The sequence below is a fragment of the Consotaella salsifontis genome, from assembly GCF_900167365.1.
GTDB classification, from domain to species: domain Bacteria; phylum Pseudomonadota; class Alphaproteobacteria; order Rhizobiales; family Rhizobiaceae; genus Consotaella; species Consotaella salsifontis.
The window spans coordinates 386378-405445 of the sequence record NZ_FUXL01000003.1; the positions used below are offsets into that span (position 1 = coordinate 386378).

A 19068-nucleotide genomic window follows, 5' to 3' on the forward strand; every position below is an offset into this window, starting at 1 on the left:
TGCCGTGTTATTTTGCTTCCACCGCTTCGGCGATGGCGATGGTCGCCATGTTGACGATGCCGCGTCCCGTCACCGACGGCGAAAGGATGTGCGCCGGCTGAGCCGCGCCGAGTAACATCGGCCCCACATGAAGCGCCTCGGTGATGGCCTGGACGGTCGTCATGGTGATGTTGGCCGCGTCGAGGCTTGGGAAGACCAGCAGATTGGCTTCGCCGGAAAGCGTCGTTCCGGGCAGCAGGCGCTTGCGGATCTGCTCGGACAAGGCCGCGTTGCCGTGCATCTCGCCATCGATTTCCAGACCGGGGTCGCGCTCGCGAATGAGGGCGAGGGCGTCCCTGAGCTTGCGCGTGTCCTCCAGGTCGTCGCTGCCGAAGTTCGAATGCGACAAGAGGGCCGCCTTGGGCTCAAGGCCGAAGCGGCGGATCTGTCGGGCGGCCAGGACCGTCATTTCAGCGAGATCCTCGGCGTCGGGATAGCGCTGGAAATAGGTGTCGAGGAAGAACTTGGTCGTCTGCTGCGTAATCAGGGCGCTGAGGGCCGCGAATTTGCGCGTCCCTTCCTTGGCGCCGATGATCTGGATGATGTCGCGCGCATGGGCCGCGAAGCCACCCTCAAGCCCGCAGAGCAGTGCGTCCGCGTCGCCGCGCGCCAGAGCAACGGCGCCAATTACCGTGCGGTTGGTGCGAAGAACCGTGCGCGCCTGATCCGGGGTGACGCCCTTGCGGCCGACCTTGTCGAGGTAGAAATCGACATAGGCGCCGTAGCGCGGATCATCCTCGGGGTTGATGATCTCGAAGTCCTGGCCGGGACGGATCTTGAGGCCGAAGCGCTCCAGGCGTGAGGCGATCACCGGCGGGCGGCCGATGAGGATCGGATGTCCAATGCTTTCCTCGAGAATGGTCTGGGCGGCGCGCATCACGCGCTCGTCCTCACCATCGGAGAAGATGACGCGCTTGCCGGAGTTGTTGGCGATCTGGAAGATCGGCTTCATCATCAGCCCCGAGCGGAAGACGAAGCGGCCGAGGCGCTCGAGATAGGCGTCGAAATCGGTGATCGGGCGAGAGGCGACGCCGGAATCCGCTGCCGCCTTGGCCACCGCCGGCGCGATCTTCAGGATCAGCCGAGTGTCGAAGGGCGAGGGGATCAGGTAGGTCGGCCCGAAGACCGGAGTTTCCGATCCATAGGCGCGCGCGGCGCTTTCGGAGACCTCCTCGCGGGCGAGCGCGGCGATGGCGTCCACCGCCGCCTTCTTCATCTCCTCGTTGATCGCAGTGGCGCCGCAGTCGAGGGCGCCGCGGAACATGAAGGGGAAGCAGAGGACGTTGTTGACCTGGTTCGGGAAGTCGGACCGGCCCGTGCAGATCATGGCGTCCGGGCGCACGGCGCGCGCCTCATCCGGCATGATTTCCGGTGTCGGGTTGGCGAGGGCGAGAATCAGCGGCCGCGGGGCCATCTTGGCGACCATCTCCGGCTTGACCAGCCCGGCGCGGGAGAGGCCGAGGAAGATGTCGGCGCCTTCCATGGCCTCAGGAAGCGTGCGCAGGCTCGTCTCTCGCGCATAGACAGCCTTTGAATAGTGAAGGTTCTCCTCGCGGCCGGCATAGATCACACCCTTGCTGTCGCAGCAGGTGATGTTCTCCAGGCGGGCTCCGAGCGAAACGAGCAGGTTGAGGCAGGCGATCGCCGAGGCGCCGGCGCCGGAGGCGACGATCTTCACATCCTCGATCTTCTTGTCCGCGAGCATCAGAGCGTTGCGCACGGCGGCCGCGACGATAATGGCCGTGCCATGCTGGTCGTCATGGAAGACCGGAATGCCCATCTTCTCCACCAGGCGCTTTTCGACCTCGAAGCACTCCGGCGCCTTGATATCCTCCAGATTGATGCCGCCGAATGTCGGCTCCAGCGACGAGATCACCTCGACCATGGTCTCGACGTCCGGCGCATTGATCTCGATGTCGAAGACGTCGATGTTCGCGAACTTCTTGAAGAGAACGGCCTTGCCTTCCATGACGGGCTTCGAAGCGAGCGGCCCGATATCGCCGAGCCCCAGGACCGCGGTGCCGTTGGAGATGACGGCGACGAGGTTGGCGCGGCTCGTGTATTCGGCGGCTGTCGCCGGATCCTCGGCGATCGCAAGACAAGGCGCGGCGACGCCCGGCGAATAGGCGAGCGCGAGGTCGCGCTGGTTGCCCACGGGCTTTGACGGCCTGATGTTCAGTTTTCCCGGCACCGGATAGCGGTGATAGAAAAGAGCCTGCTCGTTGAGATCGCTTCCCGCCGAGGAAGGCTTGATTTCCGATTTCGTCATGGATTTTTCTTCCCCCATCGCGCTCGCGCGGCGCCGGATGGCCTCGCAGGGCACGCCAAGTGGCCCCGCGAAGGGGGCCGTGGCGCTCCTCATACTGCAGCGCATCGACACGAGAAACAGAGCCTGCTCAATTCAATCGATTTGAAAATCGATTGAATGCCGAATGTCCTTGTGCGTCCTGCTCCTTCGCCCGCCGTCACACGGCTGATACGAGAATCATGCACTTAGGCCTCGGACAAGGCACGAGGATCGCAAGATGGCTGAGGCGACCGAGCCGACCGGGATACGGCACTTCCGAACGCTTTTCATTTCCGACGTTCATCTCGGCTCCAAGGCCGCGCAGGCCGAGTTGCTGGTGGACTTCCTGCGGCGGCACGACGCCGAGACGATGTATCTCGTCGGCGACATCATAGACGGCTGGCGGCTTCGCCGATCCTGGCACTTTCCCCAGCCCCACAACGACGTAGTCCAGAAGATCCTGCGCAAGGCCCGCAAGGGCTGCCGCGTCGTCTACATCCCGGGCAACCACGACGAGTTCCTCCGCGATTTTCCGGGCGAGCACTTCGGCGGCATCGAAGTGAAGATGAACGCCACCCATGTCACCGCCGACGGCCGCCGCTTCCTGATCATGCACGGCGATGAATTCGATGTCGTGGTGCGCAACGCCCGTGTGCTCGCCTATCTCGGCGACTGGGCCTACGACGCGGCGATCATTCTCAACTCGCTCTTCAACACCGTGCGCCGGCGCCTGGGTTTCCCCTATTGGTCGTTTTCCGCCTGGGCCAAGCTGAAGGTCAAGAATGCCGTGAACTTCATCGGGGCCTTCGAGGAGGCCCTGGCCGAGGAAGCCCATCGCCAGGATTGCGACGGGGTGATCTGCGGCCATATCCACCACGCCCTGATCGGCGAACGGGCCGGGATCGTCTACATCAACACAGGCGATTGGGTGGAAAGTTGCACGGCCGTCGCCGAACGTCACGACGGAGCCTTCGAGCTCATCCGCTGGACCGAGGTCATGGGGCCGATCGCTATGCCACTGAAGGCGGTTGGCGCGTCACTGGAAACCAATCACCGCGCACGCGCCGCCGAAGCCGCCTGAGTTCTCGCCCTTCATGTCATCGTTGCGAATCCTGATTGCCACCGACGCGTGGTTTCCCCAGATCAACGGCGTCGTTCGGACGCTTTCCAATCTCTCCAACGAGTTGCAGAACCGTGGCGCCGAGGTCGAGATGGTCACGCCGTCCGATTTCGCCACGGTTCCTTGCCCCAGCTACCCCGAGATTCGCCTCGCTCTCGCGCGCCCGGCGAGGATTGCGGAGAGGATGGCGCGGTTCGATCCGCATGTCGTGCATATTGCCACCGAAGGTCCGATCGGCCTCGCCGCCCGGCGCGCGGCGCTGAAGAGCGGGCGGGCCTTCACCACCAGCTTTCACACGCGCTTTCCCGAATATCTGCGACGGCGGGCGCCAATCCCGGAAAGCGCGACCTATGCCTATCTGCGCTGGTTCCACCGGCCGGCCGCCGCCTGCCTGGTTCCGTCGAGCGGAATGGTCACGCTCTTGGAGAACAAGGGGTTCAACCGACTGGTGACGTGGCCGCGCGGCTTTGACCGCGCCGTTTTCCACCCACGTGACGGGATCGACCTCGGCCTGCCACGACCGATCTTCCTGACTGTCTCGCGTCTAGCGCCGGAGAAGAACATCGGCGCCTTTCTCGATCTCGATCTGCCGGGCTCGAAGGTCGTCGTCGGTGACGGGCCTTCTGCCGCTGCCTTGCGGCAACGATATCCGGATGCACACTTCCTTGGCGCCAAGACCGGCGAAGAGCTGGGCCGGGTCTATTGCGGGGCCGACGTCTTCGTCTTTCCATCCAAGACCGATACCTTCGGCATCGTCCTCATCGAGGCGCTGGCCTGCGGACTGCCTATCGCCGCCTATCGCGAGCCGGGACCTCTCGACGTGGTCGGCGAGGGGGCGGCGGGGTGTCTTTCGGATGATCTCACTGAGGCGTGCGCCGCCGCTTTGTCCGTGGACAGGGCGGCAGCGCTTCGTCGGGCCGATGATTTTTCCTGGAAGGCATGCGCCGACGTCTTCCTGTCCACTGTCGAGGCGAGGTTGCCCGGTGTGGCATCGGAGGCCGCCTCCCTTTCATGATCTCTTGCTTCCGCTCTTGCCTCGCCGCTTGGGTCCAATCCCGCACGGGTCGCGAGAAGTGTTGCGGCGCGACTACTCCTTGTTAAAAATGAGTTAACCGGTTCAAGCTGACCGCTCGCTTTCATGACAGGCGGCGGTTGTCTCGCTAAGGTTCGGCGCCAAGTGACGTCCGTCCGCGATGCCGGGCGAGGCGTCCGCTGTAATTTGCGTCGAGAGAGAAGGCCGCGTTGGCAAATCTTCTATCCATAGGCCTGTCGCTCTTCGTCTCCGCCGTTTCATCGGCTGAGAAGGGGCTTATGGGGCAGCCCATGCTCGGCGATCAGCCGGGCGGGTGTTCAGGCACCGAAGGTTGGGTGCCATCATGAGCCCGACGGATGCCACCGCGGGCCATGCCTCGGCACAGGACATTCTTTCTCTCACCGGCGACCGCCGCATCGTGCCGCCGGAGCTCACCGCCGATCGCCAGGGCCACAAGATCGCCCTCCGACTTTCCGGCGATTGGCTGGCGCGCACCGTCGGCTCCGTCGAGAAGGTGGTCGGCGAGACCGAGGAGACGGATCTTGGCGGCGCCGTGGTGATCGATGGCGCCGAGCTCGGCCGCTGCGATACGGCCGGGGCTCTTTTGATTGAAAATCTGTCGCGCGCCATCTCCGCCAAGGGAGCCACGGTGGAAACCGAAGGGTTCGGCGATCATGCCCCGCTTTTCGATGCCGTTCGCCGGGCGCTTGACCAGAAGGAGCCTCCCGCCAAGCTCCGGCACCGCTTTTCCGTCGCTGACGGTCTGGCCGCGATCGGCGCGGGTGTGTTCTCCGTCTTCCATGAACTGATGCTCTGGCTCAACATCGTCGGCGCCTCGCTCTATGGCGCTGGGCGCCGGATGACGGGCAAGGCCAAGCTGAGACCTGCGGCGATCGTCAGCCAGATGGACCGGATGGGGCTGCGGGCCGTCCCGATCATCTCGCTGATGAGCTTTCTCATCGGCGGCATCATCGCCCAGCAGGGCGCCTTCCAGCTGCGCTATTTCGGCGCCGAAATCTTCGTCGTCGACCTCGTCGGCATCCTCTCGCTACGGGAAATCGGCGTGATCCTGACGGCCATCATGATCGCGGGCCGCTCGGGCAGCGCCATCACGGCCGAGATCGGCTCGATGAAAATGCGCGAGGAAGTCGACGCCCTTCAGGTGATCGGCCTCAACCCGATCGGCGTCCTGGTGTTTCCACGGCTCGTCGCCCTGACCCTGGTGCTGCCTCTTCTGACCATCATCTCCGATCTCATGAGCCTGCTTGGTGCCATGGGTATCACCTGGGTCTATTCCAATATTCCTCCCGACGCCTTCCTTCAGCGCCTGCGGGAGGCGATCGACGCCTCGACGGTTCTCGCCGGATTGATCAAGGCGCCCTTCATGGCGATCATCATCGGCCTCGTCGCCTCGGCGGAAGGCCTGAAGGTGGGCGGAAGCGCCGAAAGTCTCGGCCTTCACGTGACCTCGTCCGTCGTCAAATCCATCTTTCTCGTCATCCTGGTGGATGGCATTTTTGCGATTTTCTATGCAGCCATCGGATACTGAGGACAGCACGGCGCGGCAGGCGCCAGACCAGGACGTCGTGATCCGCGCGAAAGGCGTAACGGTCGCCTTCGACGGGCGCACTGTGCTCGAGGAACTCGACCTGGACGTCCGTCGCGGCGAGATTCTGGGCTTTGTCGGCGCGTCGGGCACCGGCAAGTCCGTTCTCCTGCGCACGATCCTCGGCCTCAACCGCAAGCAGGCGGGAACCATAGAGATCTTCGGCATCGACTATGAAAACGCCCATGACGAGGAACGGCTCGCCGTGGAACAGCGCTGGGGCGTCCTGTTCCAGCATGGCGCACTGTTCTCCTCGCTGACGGTGCTGGAGAACATCCAGGTGCCGATGCGCGAATATCTCGACCTTTCGCCGCGCCTGATGCGCGACCTCGCGCGCCTCAAGATCGAGCTGGTGGGGCTTCAGCCCGACGCAGCGGACAAATACCCTTCCGAACTGTCGGGCGGCATGATCAAGCGCGCCGCGCTCGCGCGTGCTTTGGCATTGGACCCGGATATCGTCTTTCTGGACGAACCAACCTCGGGGCTCGATCCCATCGGCGCGGCGGAGTTCGACGAGCTGATCCGCACATTGCGCGAGACGCTGGGACTGACCGTCTACATGGTCACGCACGACCTCGACAGCCTTTATCAAGCATGCGACAGGATCGCGGTGCTCGGGCGCAAGAAGGTTCTCATCGAGGGGCCGCTCCAGATGATGCTCGACTCCGACGACCCCTGGGTGCGTTCCTATTTCCACGGCAAGCGGGCGCGCGCCATCGTGACGGACGACACCGCCGGGGCACCCTACGAGGAGAGCCACTAGATGGAAACGAGAGCCAACTACATTCTGGTCGGCATCTTCACCCTCGTGGTGCTCGCCGTGGGATTCGGGTTCGTCTACTGGTCGGCCACCTATTCGGAGAGCGGCAAGCAGGTGCCTCTGCTCGTGCGGATCGAAGGTTCCGTAACGGGGCTCGCGCAGGGCAGCCAGGTGCTGTTCAACGGCTTGCGCGTCGGTGACGTGCGCCAGCTTCGCATCGACGGCAACAATCCCAGAGTCGTCATCGCCACCACCATGGTCGACTCGTCCATCCCGATCACGCGCTCTACCCAGGCGACGATCGGCTTTCAGGGGCTGACCGGCATCGCCTTCATCGAGCTCAAGGGCGGCGACGTCTCCGAGCAGAACATCATCACCGAGGCGCGCCAACAGGGGGCGCTGCCGATCATCCGGGCCAATCCGTCCGACGTGACCGATATTCTGGCGACGGCTCGCGACATCGCCGAGCGCGCCGATAACATTCTCAGTCAGTTCGAGAAGATCGTGGACGACGCGGGTCCCTCTGTTCGAGTGACCCTCGCCAACGTCGCCGACACTTCCGAAAACGTGAAGAAGTTCACAGCGAGCCTCGCCAACAACGCCGATCAGGTGGACGAATTCCTGGCGAGCGTGGGCAACCTTGCTCAAACGGCGAACGGGGTGGCGGAAAAGCTTCCGCCCTTGATAGATTCGGCGCAGGGCGTTCTTTCCGCCGTGGACCCCGCCGCCGTCCATTCAACCGTCGCCGACGTCGCCGCCACCATGAAGACACTGCGCGAGCAGTCGAACAACATCGCCGGGGTCGTCCAGAACGCCTCCCGTGTCGCGGACACGCTGGGCCAGGTCGCCAATTCGATCGCCGGCAATCTCGACGGCGTCAACAAACTGCTGGCCGACCTCGGTCCGTTTGCCGACTCGGCGAAGAGCGTCGCGAGTCGCGCCGATACGGCGTTGGAATCGGCCAACCGCCTGCTCGCATCGGTCGATTCGGAGAAGATTTCAGGGACAGTCGACAGCATCTCCAAGGCCGCAACGGACATTTCGGACGTGACCGCCGGGGTGCGGGCGCGCAAGGACGATATCGACGCGGCGATCAGCGCCGCCATCAACACGACGCGCAATCTCGACCAGATTTCGGGAGCGGTTGCCGCCAAGCGAGAGGCAATAGACGCCTTCATCGATCGGCTCGGCCCCATCGCCGCCAATGTCGATCAGGCAAGCACGCGGCTCAACGACGCGCTGGAATCGGCCAACAGGGTCATCGCGGCCATCGACGAGAACAAGGTCGCGGCCACGGTGGACGACGTGTCCGGCATCGCCGCCAATCTCAACGCCAAGTCGGCGGAGATCGGCGAGATCGTCGATGGCGTCAACGTCGCCGTGCGCACCTTCGACACCACGCTTACCGGCTTCAACGGTACCCGGCTGCGGGTGGACGATCTCCTCGCGGCGGTCGACCCCGACACGGTGAACAAGGCGGTGGAGAATGTCTCCTCGGCGACCGAGAACGTCAAGAACGCCGCCGATTCCATCGCGGGAGTTGCCGACACCATCGGTAGCCATCGCGAGGATATCGACACGATCATCACCAATGTGAAGAGCATCAGCGCCAAGATCGACAATGCCTCGAACCGGCTGGACGGCCTGCTCGCCTCGCTCGACGGGCTGTTGTCCGGCGGGGAGGGCGAGGGCCTGAGCGGCGACGTGCGCTCGACCCTGGCGGCCATTCGCGAGACCGCGCTCTCCCTGAAGGCGCAGATCGCGCCGATCGCGGGCAATCTCCAGACCTTCACAGGCTCGGGGCTGCGAGAGGTGCAAGGCATGGCGCGCGAGGTGACGCGGTCCGTCGGGCGGATCGAGGACGCGATCACCGGGCTCTCACAGAATCCCAGCCGCATCCTCAATGGCGGCGATCAGGTGAAGCAGTATGACGGGCGCACCCGGCGATGACAAAAGGGGCGCTCGAACCAATGGCCAGGACCATGCGCGATAGCAGGCGGACGAATGGGGGAGACCGGGGCATGAGGATGGTCAGACCGACGGTGATCGTCGCGCTCTCTCTCGCACTCGGCGCATGCGCAGTGCTGTCGCCCGCGCCGACGCCGCCCGACACTTATGAAATTTCGTCGCCCAAGGCGGTGACCGCGACGGCGCGAGCCAGCCGCACCCAGATTCTCATCGCCGAGCCCACCGCCCTGCGGACGCTGGATGGCGACAAGATCGTGGTCAAGACGTCGCCCTATACGGTGGAATATCTGGCCGACAGCCAGTGGAGCGATCGGCTGACCCACATGGTGCAGCTGAGGACGATGCAGGCGTTCGAGAACAGCGGCCGGGTCGGCGCCGTCGGCGTGCCGGGGCAGGGGCTCGCCATCGATTATCAGGTGGTGATGGAGATTCGCCGCTTCGAGATCGCTGTCTACGAAGGCAATCGCGCCGTCGTCGAAATTTCTGTCAAGGCTTTGAACGATCGCAACGGCACGGTGCGCGGCACGCGCATTTTCACGGCCAGTCAGCCCGTCGCCGGAAGCAGCAATGCCGATCGCATCGCAGCGTTGGACAAGGCGTTCGACGAAGTGTCGTCGGAGATCGTCGCCTGGACCCTTCAGCGGATCTGATAGGCGGCCCCCGGCTCGTGCCGAAACGCCGAGGCAGCACGAAAATACATCCATGAAAAAGGGCGGGCAGATCCTCGATCTGCCCGCCCTTTTCATTTTCATTGGTCGCTTCTTGAGCCGCTGAACCGAGAGACTGAAGCCTTCTGGCGGTAACGGCTGCAGGACGGCTTCCCGTTCCGGCCGAACGCCGCACCAGGACCGCCCGAAAGCGGCCCCGGAGCGTATCGATCAGTCGAAGCGGCCCGAGGCATGGGCCAGCATGGTGTAGACCTTGCCGGTATCCGAGGTCAGGTAGCCGCGCGTCACCGAATTGTCGGGGTCCTGGCGAGCGACATCCGCCAGTAGCTGCTCGAAATCGGTGATGTAGCGATCCACAGCCGAGCGGAACTCAGTGTCCCGCTGATACTTGCGGCGGATCTCGTCGAACGTTTGCTGGCCCTTGATCGTGTAGAGACGGCGCGTGAAGACGTTGCGTTCGCCGGCACGATAGCGCTCCCAAAGCTCGAGCGACGCCTCATGGTCGATCGCGCGGGCGATATCGACGGAGAGCGAGTTGAGCGAGTCGACCACATGGGCCGGCGAGCGCTCCCCGCCCGTCTGTTCGCGGCGCGCGGTGGCATTTCCGCGCTCCGGCCGCACCGGCCCCTGCCGCAGAGATGCCTCGTCCTCGTCGTCGCGCGAGGCACGACGAAGCAGGTCCGACACCCATCCGCCGCCGCGCGGTCCCGAAGAGACCGACGGACGCGGCTCGCGAGCCGGGGGCGTGCTCGATATGTCGGCCGTGCCGCGCATGTCGCGGGCGAGATTGCCCTCGGCGATGAAGGAACCCGCCTGCCGTACGTCTTCAGCACGGGGCGCGCCTTCTTCCGCCTCTCTGCGCGGCGTCTGGCGATAGTCCTGCTCCTGCCGTGCGGCGCCGCGCGCGGCAACGCGAGACTCGGTACGCGCCGGCGTCTCCGTTCCAGTTCCGGCGCGACGGCCGCCAACATCGAAGGCTCGACCAGACTGCGAAACGATATCGCTGAGGTCGCGTAGGGCCTTGATCTGGTCGGCCACGGCGCGGCGCATGGATGCGGTGCTCTCGCGCACCTCTTCCGGCATTTCGAAGACGCCTTGGCGAATGTCGCCACGGGTGGCTTCCAGCTCGTGGCGGATCTCGGCAGAGGCGCGGCGAACATCCTCGGTCGCGTCGGAGAAGCGCGTCGTCGCCTCCTCGATCGCCGTCTGGATGGCATCGCGAAGCTCGGATGCCGCGGCGTTGGAACGGTCGGTCACGTCGCCCATCTGGCCTTCGATGGCCTGGGTGGCCGCATCGAGACGCTCGCGCGCTTCGGTCACCGCCGTTTCGACGGCGGTGCGGATGGCCTCGGCCACGGCGCTCGACCGCTCGCTGACGAGGGTCATCTGCCGCTCGACGGTTTCGCCGGCAGAACCGAAGCGGCTGTCGGATTCCTCGACAGCGGCCTGGACCGTGCTCCGGATCTGCTCGGCCATCTGGCCGGCCTGGCCGGAGAGCCGCGCCATCTGGCTTTCGACCGTTTCCGTGGTCGTGCCGAACTGGCTCGTGGCCTCCTCCACGGCTTCCTGCACGGCGCGGCGAATGGCGGCCGTCAGGGTCTCGGAGCGCTGGCGCGCAAGACCGAGCTGCTCGTCCAGGGAGGCGACAGCGCCCGCGAACTGGCCCGAGGCATCCTCGACGGAGGCCTGGACGCTGCGACGGATATCCTCGGCGATGGCGCGCGAACGCTCCGCCGTCGACTGCATCTGCTTGTCGGCGGCGTCGAGGGCCGCGCCCATCTCCGCCGAAACCTGGGAGGAGATCAGACGGGAACGCTGCTCGGTCCGATCGAAGAGGCCGTTCATGACCTCCTCGAAGGAACGCATCAAGCCGCCGATCTCTTCCGACCGTCCCACCAGCACCGTCGAGAGCTCTTCCAGGCTCGAGCGGCGATCCTCCAGCGTCGTATGCAGGTTCTGCTGGGCAGCGTCGATGAGCCCGACAGCCTGACCGAGCATCGAGCCCTGCTCCTCGAAGCGGTGGGCGATGGCCGACACCTTGTCGAAGGCAGAGGACGACAGGTCGTCGAGCTGCGCGATGTTGTCGGAGAGCCGCGTCGAGGAGGCCGAGATGGCGTCGACGGCGCGGTCGGTGCTGGCGTTGAACCGGCCGCTGGCCTCGCTGAGGACGGTATCGATGGCGCCGAGATTGCTCGACGTCTCTTCCACAAGGCTGCGCAGCGAGCCGCTGGTTTCAGTCAGTCGGCCCACGAGGGCGCCGATGTCCTTGGCCAGCTGGTCGCGCATGTCCGCCATGGCGCCGACCGCCGTCGCCGCCTTTTCGTCGAGAGCGAGAAGGATCTCGGACGACGAGCGGCTGAGGCTTTCCACCGCTTCGCCGGCGCGCGCGCCGAGGGCGGCCAGAAGCGCCGCGTTCTCGGTGTGCAGCCGCTCGGCGGCTTCCTTGGTGCTGCCCTCGATCATCTCGGCCAGGCGCGCGCCGTTCTCGCCGAAGCGGTCGATGACCGGACGGGCCTGCTCCTCGATGATGCGGGCGAGGGTCGTGCTGCGGTCCTCGAGCATGACGCCGAGGTCCTGCGTGCGGGCCGCGATGCCTTCCTCGGACTGGGAAATGCGCTGTGCCAGTTCGTCGGCGAAGGCGCTGGCGCTTTCCAGCAGCTCCCGGCGCGCCTGATCGGCGGCCGCGCGGATGGCGTTCGACACCGTGGACAGCTGAGACGCCATCTGGCTGCCCTGGGAGAGCATCGCCTCGCGGGCGGCCTCGGCATCGCTGAGAAGCGACGCGGCCGTGCCGGACACGTCCTCGCGCAGGCGGGACGCGACGTTGAACATCTCGCCACGCACCGCGTCCGCCGCGGTTTCCAGCTCGCTGCGGATCGTTGCCGTGGCCGAGTCGAGCTCGCCGCGCATCGAGACCGAGGACGAGCCGAGAAGCTGGCCGAGATGGCCCGACAGCTCGGAAAGATCGTCGGCGAAGCTCGCCGCGCGCTCCTCCAGCGAGGATGCGGCGCGCTCCGTCTCCGAGCGGATGGAGAAGGACGCTCCCGAAAGGCGCTTGGCGAAGGCATCGGTATTTTCGCGCAGAGCCTCGCGAGCCAGTTCGGTGCGCTCGCGCATGGTCGCCGCCGCGGCTTCCACCTGCTCTGCGATGAGGCCGGCATCGGCGATGAAGCGCTCGCGCGTCTCCGCGCCGGCATCGCGCAGGCGGTCGACTGCCGTCGCCAGCTCGGCGGCGATGGTGTTGACCTGATGCGCCAGCTCGTGCCGCGTCTCCGCCGCGTCCTCGCGCAGCTGCCCGGTGAGGCCGGAGAGGCTCTGCACCATGTCTTCCGCCACCGTGCGAAGCTGATCGCGCGAGGCGTCCGCTTCCGAACGCATGGCGATCGCCGCGCCGCTGATCTGGGTGGCGAAGGCCGTGCTTTCGCCGGCGAGAGTCTCGCGGGCATCTTCGGCGTCGCGGCGCATGCGCTCCGAAACGTCGCTGACGCTGAGGGCAAGGCTTTCCGCCTCTTCCGCCAGACGCGCACGCGTCTCCGCCGAGAGGGTCTTCACCATCTCTGCCGCGCCGGCGATGCCCGAGGCGAGCTGGGCACCCTCGTCGGAGAGCTCGACGCGAGCCAGTTCCGCCCTTTGGGTGAGCTCCTCGGCGACCTTTGCCAGCTGATCGGCAAGGCGGTCGGACTCGGCCGCGATCTTGGCGCGCGCTGCCTCGCCCGTTCCCTCGAAGATGCCTTCGATGCCGGACATGCTCGCGGCGAAGCGCTTGCTCTCCTCTTCCAGGCCCTGACGGGCACGTTCGGCCTCCTCGGCCATCGCTGCCGTGGCGGAGCCGATCGTCTGGCGCAGGGCATCGGCGATCATCGCCGTCCGGTTGTTGAGCGTGCGCTCGACATTGCCGAGGCCGCGATCAAGGGCGCTGCTGATCGCATCCGTCCGCTCGTCCAACGCCGTCGTCATGGTGGTGGTGCCGAGGCTCAGAGCCGCGACGAGCTCGTCCTTGCGGGTGTCCATCGCGGTGCCGACGCCGGAGACGCTGTCCTCAATGACGCGGCGAACATCGTCTGCCCGGTCGCCGAGGGTGGCCGCGACGCTGCGCGAAACCTCGTCGATCGTCGCCGCGAGATTGTCGCGGCGGTTCTCCAGGGCCTGGGACAGGCGGCGATCCGCGCCGTCGAGATTGTCCACAAGAGCCCTGATCTGTGCTTCGAGGCGCTCCAGAATGGCCGAGCCGCCCCGGTCGATGCGGTCCGCCAGAAGCACGCCGCGATCGTCCAGCCCGGCGAGCAGGCTGTTCTCGGAGCCGTCGAAGAGCTGGTGGATGGCCGCCAAACGCTCGTCCAGACCGTCGAGAAGAACGGCGCGAGCCTGTTCGACCGCCGTGCGCAGCGCTTCGGCACGTGCCTCCAGCGTCCCGGAGACGCGGGCCGTGGTGTCGCGCATGGCAGCGTCCAGGCTTTGCGACCGCTGATCGAGATCGGTGAGAAGAGCCGTGCTCGACCCCTCCACAACCTCGCGCATGTGCGACAGACGGTTCTCCAGCCCATCGCCGAGGATTTCCTGGGCGGACTGGACCGTGTCGGCGAGGGCGCCTGCCTGTTCTGCCAAAGCGCGCTGAAGGGCATCGGTGCGCTCCGACAGCGTGCGGGAAAGCGACTCGGTACGCGTGTCGAGACCCTCGAGCAGACGCGTGCGATTGTCGTCGAAGATCGCCTGGATGCCGGAGATGCGATCGCCGATGAGACCGCGTGCTGCCTCGACGGAAGCAACCACGGCTTCGGACTGAGACGAAAGCGTCCTCGTGACCTCTTCGGTCCGGGTGACCAGTTCGCCGACGAGCTCGCGGGCCCGCTGTTCGAACCCGGCGAGAAGCGCGCCGCGCGCCTGCTCCACGAGGCCCTCGATGGCCTCGACCTGAGCGGCGAGGGTGGCGGCCATGTTCTCACGCGATGCGTCGGCCGTCGTCTGCAGCGTGTTGGTCTGTTCCGAAAGGCCGGCAACGAGCGAGCCGACGGCCGTCTCGACCGTCGAAAGGATCGAGGCGGCGTTGTGGTCGACGATCTTGCCGAAGCTCGCCGCTCGCGTATCCAGAGCCCGCGCGAAGCCCTCGACGCGCTGGTCGAGGGTGCTGGCGATGGCTTGCGTGTTCCTGTCGGAAATCTCGGTGAACGCGGCCGCGCGCTCGTCCATGGCGGTGCGAACGCGGTTGTGGTGTTCCTCCAGCTCGCTGAAGAGGCCCGAACGGGTCTCCTCCAGGAGCGTCTGGAGCGAGGAAAGACGCTCGGACAGATTGGCGCTGAAGTCGCCCGTGTATCCGTCCAGCGCTTCCATGAGGCCGTTCGAGCCGTCGGCAAGGACGCTGCTCATCGTGCCGGTGCGCTCGTTGAGGAAGTCGGACAGGGTGGCGATGCGCTGGTCCAGGCGGTCGACCATCTCGGCCTGGGTCGCCTCGACGGTGTTTTGCAGAGCGACCGAACGCTCGTCGAGGAGCGTGGCCAGCGTCTGGCTGCGCTGGTCGAGTCCGGCGACGAGAGAGCCCTCGGCCCCCTGGAACATGTCCTGAATGGCGCGAACGCGATCATCGACCGCCGAGGTTAGCGCAGAGCCCCTCTCGTCGAGATTGCTGATCATGTTCTGATGGGTGAAGGCGAGGGCGGCCTCGAGCTCCTCCGAGCGACCGGAAAGTGTCTCGATCGCCGTCGAGAGCCTGCTGTCGAAGGCGCGCGCGAACTCGTCGACCGCCTGGGAGACGAGGCGCTCCACCTCCTCCATGCGGCCGCGCATGACGTCGTCGATCCGGCCGACGGCGCGGTTGAGCGAGCCGTCCAGGCGCTCCGTCTGTTCGCGAACGATGCCGAGGCGGTCGTCAAACGCCGTTTCGATGGTGGTCAGGCGCTGATCCAGCGCGCCGGTCAGGGCGCTCGACTGGCTGTCGAGAACCGTGCCAAGGGCGCCGATGCGCTGATCCAGCGCGGCGCGGACTTCCCTTGTCTTGGCATCAGCCGTAGCCGAAGTCTGGGCCAGTGCCTCGTCCAGTGCGACTGAGAAGCCGCTCTGGCCGGCGATGAAGGCGTCGCCGATCTCGCTGGCGCGCTCGGAAACCAGACGGCTGAACTCGCCGGCCCGGAGGTCCAGCGTCTCCGCAACGCGGCTGGCCGCCGAATCGATCGCGGCGGCCCGAATCTCGATGGCGCCCACCAGAGCGCCGCCGCGCTCCGAGAAGGCCGTTTCGACTGCCTCGAGCCGCTGATCGAAATCGGTGACGATCTGGCCGCTGGTGTCCGACAGCAGACGCGCCGCGCGGTTGACCCGCTCGTCGATGTTGGAGGTCAGTCCTTCCAGAATCCGTGTGCTCTCGGCGGCGGTTTCGCTCAGACGGCTGGTGAGCTGTTCGGAATTGGCCGTGATGTGTTCGAGGGTGTTGCGGCCGGTCTCATCAAACCGCGAGACGATCTCGCGGCTCCGCTCGTCATAGGTGATGGAAAGCCGGTTGGCATGCTCGTCGAGCACGCCGGCGAGCCTGTTCGAAGCTTCCTCGGCGCGCTCGAGCACCTGCCGGGAAATGCTTTCGACATCCTCGGTAAGGCGCTGGTGGGAGCCGACGATCGAGGAGCGCAGGCGCTCCGCGTGCGAGAGCATCGCCTCCCGTTCTCCGGCGAGATCCTGAACCAGAGTGTGGATGCGCGCCTCGTTGTCGGCATAGGCACGTTCCAGGGCAACGACTTCCGAGTGAACCATGGAGTCCAGTTCGGAGGTGCGGGCCAGGGCGCGCTCGATGCTTTCGCCGAGGGCGGAAACCTCGTGGCGTATAGCCTGACCCACCGTCATCACCCGCTCGGTGGCGACGGTCTCCGGCTCGGTCAGCCGCAGCGCGATCTCGGCCATGGCGCGGCTCATCAGCCGCAGCTCCTGAGTCCTGCGCACCATCGAGGCGAATGCAAAGAAGAGCAGAACCGGCAAGAACACTGCGAGCGCCACCAACGCCTGCGCCTGCAGGTCGGCTACGCCATTAACGTCACCGGGCAACGTGAAAAGCGAGGGGCCGACGAGCTGGCGGGCGGCGAGAAGCGTCAGACCGGTCCAGGCCAAGGAGACGAGGGCGGCAACGACCAGCGGGGTGCGTGACGCGCGCCGTGTGAGCAGCGCCTCCGCCATCACGGAAGCGCGGCGGGCCTCGTCGTTCGCCGGCGGCGCCATGTGCGCCCGGCCACCGGCTGGCGCTCGGTCTGCCTCGCTCCGTCGAGCCTGGCTCTCGCGGGCAGCTTCGGCCGCGCGCCGTTCCTCCGCCTCGCGGCGGTCACGTAAGATTCCGGCCGCACGCTCTCCGGCGTCGGCGGCGCGCGCGGCGGCGGCGGCCCCGTCATCGGCAATCGGCTCGTCGTCACTCAGCCTCAGGGCTGTCGCGGCTTCTTCGATCTTGCGGTCGAACGCGTCGAGCGAGAAGTCGATGTCGATCTCGCCGGTGGGCAGGGTGTCCGGCTCGACTCGACCGGCGGCTGTGCCGCTGGTCGTTCCGATCGGCGCCTGCTCATCGTCGCTGAAGAAGTCGGCCTTCAGGGCCTCCTCCAGTTCGTTGACTGCGTCGTCCGAAAGCGGTTCGGATGTCTTGGGTGTCGCCATCGCCGTCGTGCCTCAAACTCTCGGCCGGCAACCATTCCAGATAGGCTTTGGTTGCCGCCTCACTGCCGAAACGCACCGGTCCGCCGGCCGGGCGCCGGGCAAGTTGCTACTCCCGAGCGAAACTCTCAACGCTCCGTACAAGCACATTGCCGTTCGTCATAGCCTAGAGGGGTGCGTATGGGAAAGAAACCGTGAATCAGCACGATGTCTACAAGTTTAAACATAAGGTTAACGCCGGATGGCGTTTTCGCTCAGCAAGGCGAACCATCTTGTCGCGGTTCGGCACGCAAAAGCCATGGAGAGGCTTAAATTCGGCATGGCTGCGGGTTGCCGTCCACCGCTGGTTGACTTGCCGGGGCCCGCGCTCTTAACCAATCCGCCGTAGACCGTCATGATTTGTCGAGCAAGAACCCATGAGCACACTGATCTTCGTCGCTCCCGACGGCACGCAATTCAAGGTGGAGGCGGCGGCAGGCTCGACGGCCATGGAGAACGCGGTGCGCAACTCCGTGCCCGGCATCGAGGCTGAATGCGGCGGCGCTTGTGCCTGCGCCACCTGCCATGTCTATGTCGACGAGGCGTGGGCGGAGCGTCTTGGAACGCCAGCTCCCATGGAAGAGGATATGCTCGACTTTGCCTATGACGTCCGGCCTAATTCGCGGCTTTCCTGCCAGATTCGGCTGAGCGACGCCCTCGACGGTCTGGTGCTGCACCTGCCCGAGCGACAGGGATGACTGCATGACGTGATGGCGAGGCAGGGCCTTGATCAGCTCTCGTCGCCATCGGCGTCCGCGATGGCCTTGCGCAATGCGCGCTTCAGGCGCCAGCCGATCTCGCGCCCCTCGCGCAGGTCGAATTCCATCTGCGCCTTCTGGTGAGCGGCGAGATAGTCGTCCGTCACCGACTTTACCTTCGCCTCCATCGCCTCGCAGTTCGGCTCATGCCGAAGGTTGCGAATCGCCATCTCGGTGCGGTCCAGCCACTCCTTGGCGATCGCCGCGTGCTCGCGCTCGTGACGCAGGATGTCGCTGGATACCGTTTTCCAGATCAGCGTGGTCGCGGCATCAGCGGGCTTGCGTGGCTTCCACTTCGGCAGCGTCAGCTTGAGCGATAATCTGAGATTGGCGCGGTCGACGCTGCATCCGTCCGCCGTCGCGCGGTAGGTGACGCGGCCGTCGAACTTCACTTCCGTCGAGGCGGGGTGGTGGATTCCTGTGTCCTCCATCTTCGGACCGGCCGCCGCCAGCTCGCGGTCGAGCTCCTCAAGGGTGTTGCCGCGCACCATGAAGTATTTGGTGCTCTCCTTGACCTGGCCGGCTGTAGCCGAGCCCGAGAGCGACAGGGCCGCGGCAGCGAGCGTCAGAGATAGAATGAAGAAGGTTCTCAAGTCGCTCTCCCGCCGGTTAAGGAAAATAAGGCTAACTCATTGGTCGGGCAAAACAAGTGAATTCGCAGGCGCCTTCCCGTCGCAATGAAGGAAGGGTGAAGGTCAGACACTTGCGGGCAGCTTGCCCGACCATGGCGTCAACCCTTTCGCGTGGAAAGCGGTTGGCGCTCTTGCGGGCTCGCGTCCCCCGGTTAATCTGCCACGATGTTCAATCGGTTGCTTCCTGTGCTCGCCTGGTTCTCGTTCTTGGCGATCGTTTTCGTCACCGTCGCCCCAATCGGGCTGCGGCCGGCCGATCCGCTCTCCGTCGGCCTCGACCGTGCCCTGGCGTTCGCGGCGATGGCCGCTCTCTTCGTTTGCGCCTATCCACGTCATGCATGGATCGCCGCGTTCTTCGTGATCGCCTCGGCCGGCGGTATCGAATTGCTTCAGCTCCTTTCCCCGACCCGCCACGCCCATCTCGATGATGCGCTGGTCAAGGCGGTGGGCGCCTTTTGCGGCGTGCTGCTGGGCGGCGCCATCAATTTGGTGCGCGGTGTGAGGTGCCGGGCAGCCGATTCCTGACGGGGTTGTCGATCAAAGG

At 65.6% G+C, this 19068-nt stretch carries 11 protein-coding genes; 8 read left to right on the top strand and 3 right to left on the bottom strand.

Features of this window, described 5'->3' with window-relative positions; translation table 11 throughout:
* Window positions 1-7: 7 nt before the first annotated feature.
* Window positions 8-2308 (bottom strand): NADP-dependent malic enzyme, encoded by a 2301-nt coding sequence (locus tag B5D38_RS06005; RefSeq protein WP_078707468.1) that lies wholly within the window; start codon window positions 2306-2308, stop codon window positions 8-10.
* Window positions 2309-2564: 256 nt separating this feature from the next.
* On the opposite strand from B5D38_RS06005, the gene B5D38_RS06010 reads away from it, so the two are divergent.
* From B5D38_RS06010 to B5D38_RS06035, 6 genes are all read left to right on the top strand, one after another.
* Complete coding sequence (locus B5D38_RS06010) at window positions 2565-3407, top strand: UDP-2,3-diacylglucosamine diphosphatase (RefSeq protein WP_078707469.1); 843 nt, start codon at window positions 2565-2567, stop codon at window positions 3405-3407.
* Window positions 3408-3420: 13 nt separating this feature from the next.
* Window positions 3421-4461: a glycosyltransferase family 4 protein gene (locus B5D38_RS06015; protein ID WP_207552896.1), complete on the top strand. Its 1041-nt coding sequence runs from the start codon at window positions 3421-3423 to the stop codon at window positions 4459-4461.
* Between the two features lie 361 nt (window positions 4462-4822).
* The gene (locus B5D38_RS06020) at window positions 4823-6028 is read left to right on the top strand and encodes an MlaE family ABC transporter permease (RefSeq protein WP_078707470.1); all 1206 of its coding nucleotides are present in this window, start codon (window positions 4823-4825) and stop codon (window positions 6026-6028) included.
* Window positions 6009-6848, top strand: coding sequence for an ABC transporter ATP-binding protein (locus B5D38_RS06025; RefSeq protein ID WP_078707471.1), 840 nt, complete (start codon window positions 6009-6011; stop codon window positions 6846-6848). Before B5D38_RS06020 ends, B5D38_RS06025 begins: the two co-directional genes overlap by 20 nt.
* On the top strand, window positions 6849-8795 hold the full coding sequence (locus B5D38_RS06030) for an MlaD family protein (RefSeq protein WP_078707473.1): 1947 nt from the start codon (window positions 6849-6851) through the stop codon (window positions 8793-8795).
* A 71-nt stretch (window positions 8796-8866) separates the two neighbouring features.
* Window positions 8867-9463, top strand: a complete 597-nt coding sequence (locus tag B5D38_RS06035; RefSeq protein WP_078707474.1) for an ABC-type transport auxiliary lipoprotein family protein — start codon at window positions 8867-8869, stop codon at window positions 9461-9463.
* A gap of 228 nt (window positions 9464-9691) precedes the next feature.
* On the opposite strand, the gene B5D38_RS06040 is transcribed toward B5D38_RS06035, so the two are convergent.
* The gene (locus tag B5D38_RS06040; protein ID WP_078707475.1) at window positions 9692-17098 is read right to left on the bottom strand and encodes an apolipoprotein A-IV repeat region-like domain-containing protein; all 7407 of its coding nucleotides are present in this window, start codon (window positions 17096-17098) and stop codon (window positions 9692-9694) included.
* A 413-nt stretch (window positions 17099-17511) separates the two neighbouring features.
* Between B5D38_RS06040 and B5D38_RS06045 the strand changes: the two genes are divergently transcribed.
* Window positions 17512-17832: a 2Fe-2S iron-sulfur cluster-binding protein gene (locus B5D38_RS06045; RefSeq protein ID WP_078707476.1), complete on the top strand. Its 321-nt coding sequence runs from the start codon at window positions 17512-17514 to the stop codon at window positions 17830-17832.
* A gap of 32 nt (window positions 17833-17864) precedes the next feature.
* Here B5D38_RS06045 and B5D38_RS06050 read toward each other — a convergent pair whose 3' ends face one another.
* Window positions 17865-18485: a DUF922 domain-containing protein gene (locus B5D38_RS06050; protein ID WP_078707477.1), complete on the bottom strand. Its 621-nt coding sequence runs from the start codon at window positions 18483-18485 to the stop codon at window positions 17865-17867.
* A gap of 246 nt (window positions 18486-18731) precedes the next feature.
* Here B5D38_RS06050 and B5D38_RS06055 point away from each other — a divergent pair, with 246 nt between their 5' ends.
* Window positions 18732-19049, top strand: a complete 318-nt coding sequence (locus B5D38_RS06055; RefSeq protein WP_245318848.1) for a VanZ family protein — start codon at window positions 18732-18734, stop codon at window positions 19047-19049.
* Window positions 19050-19068: the final 19 nt, after the last annotated feature.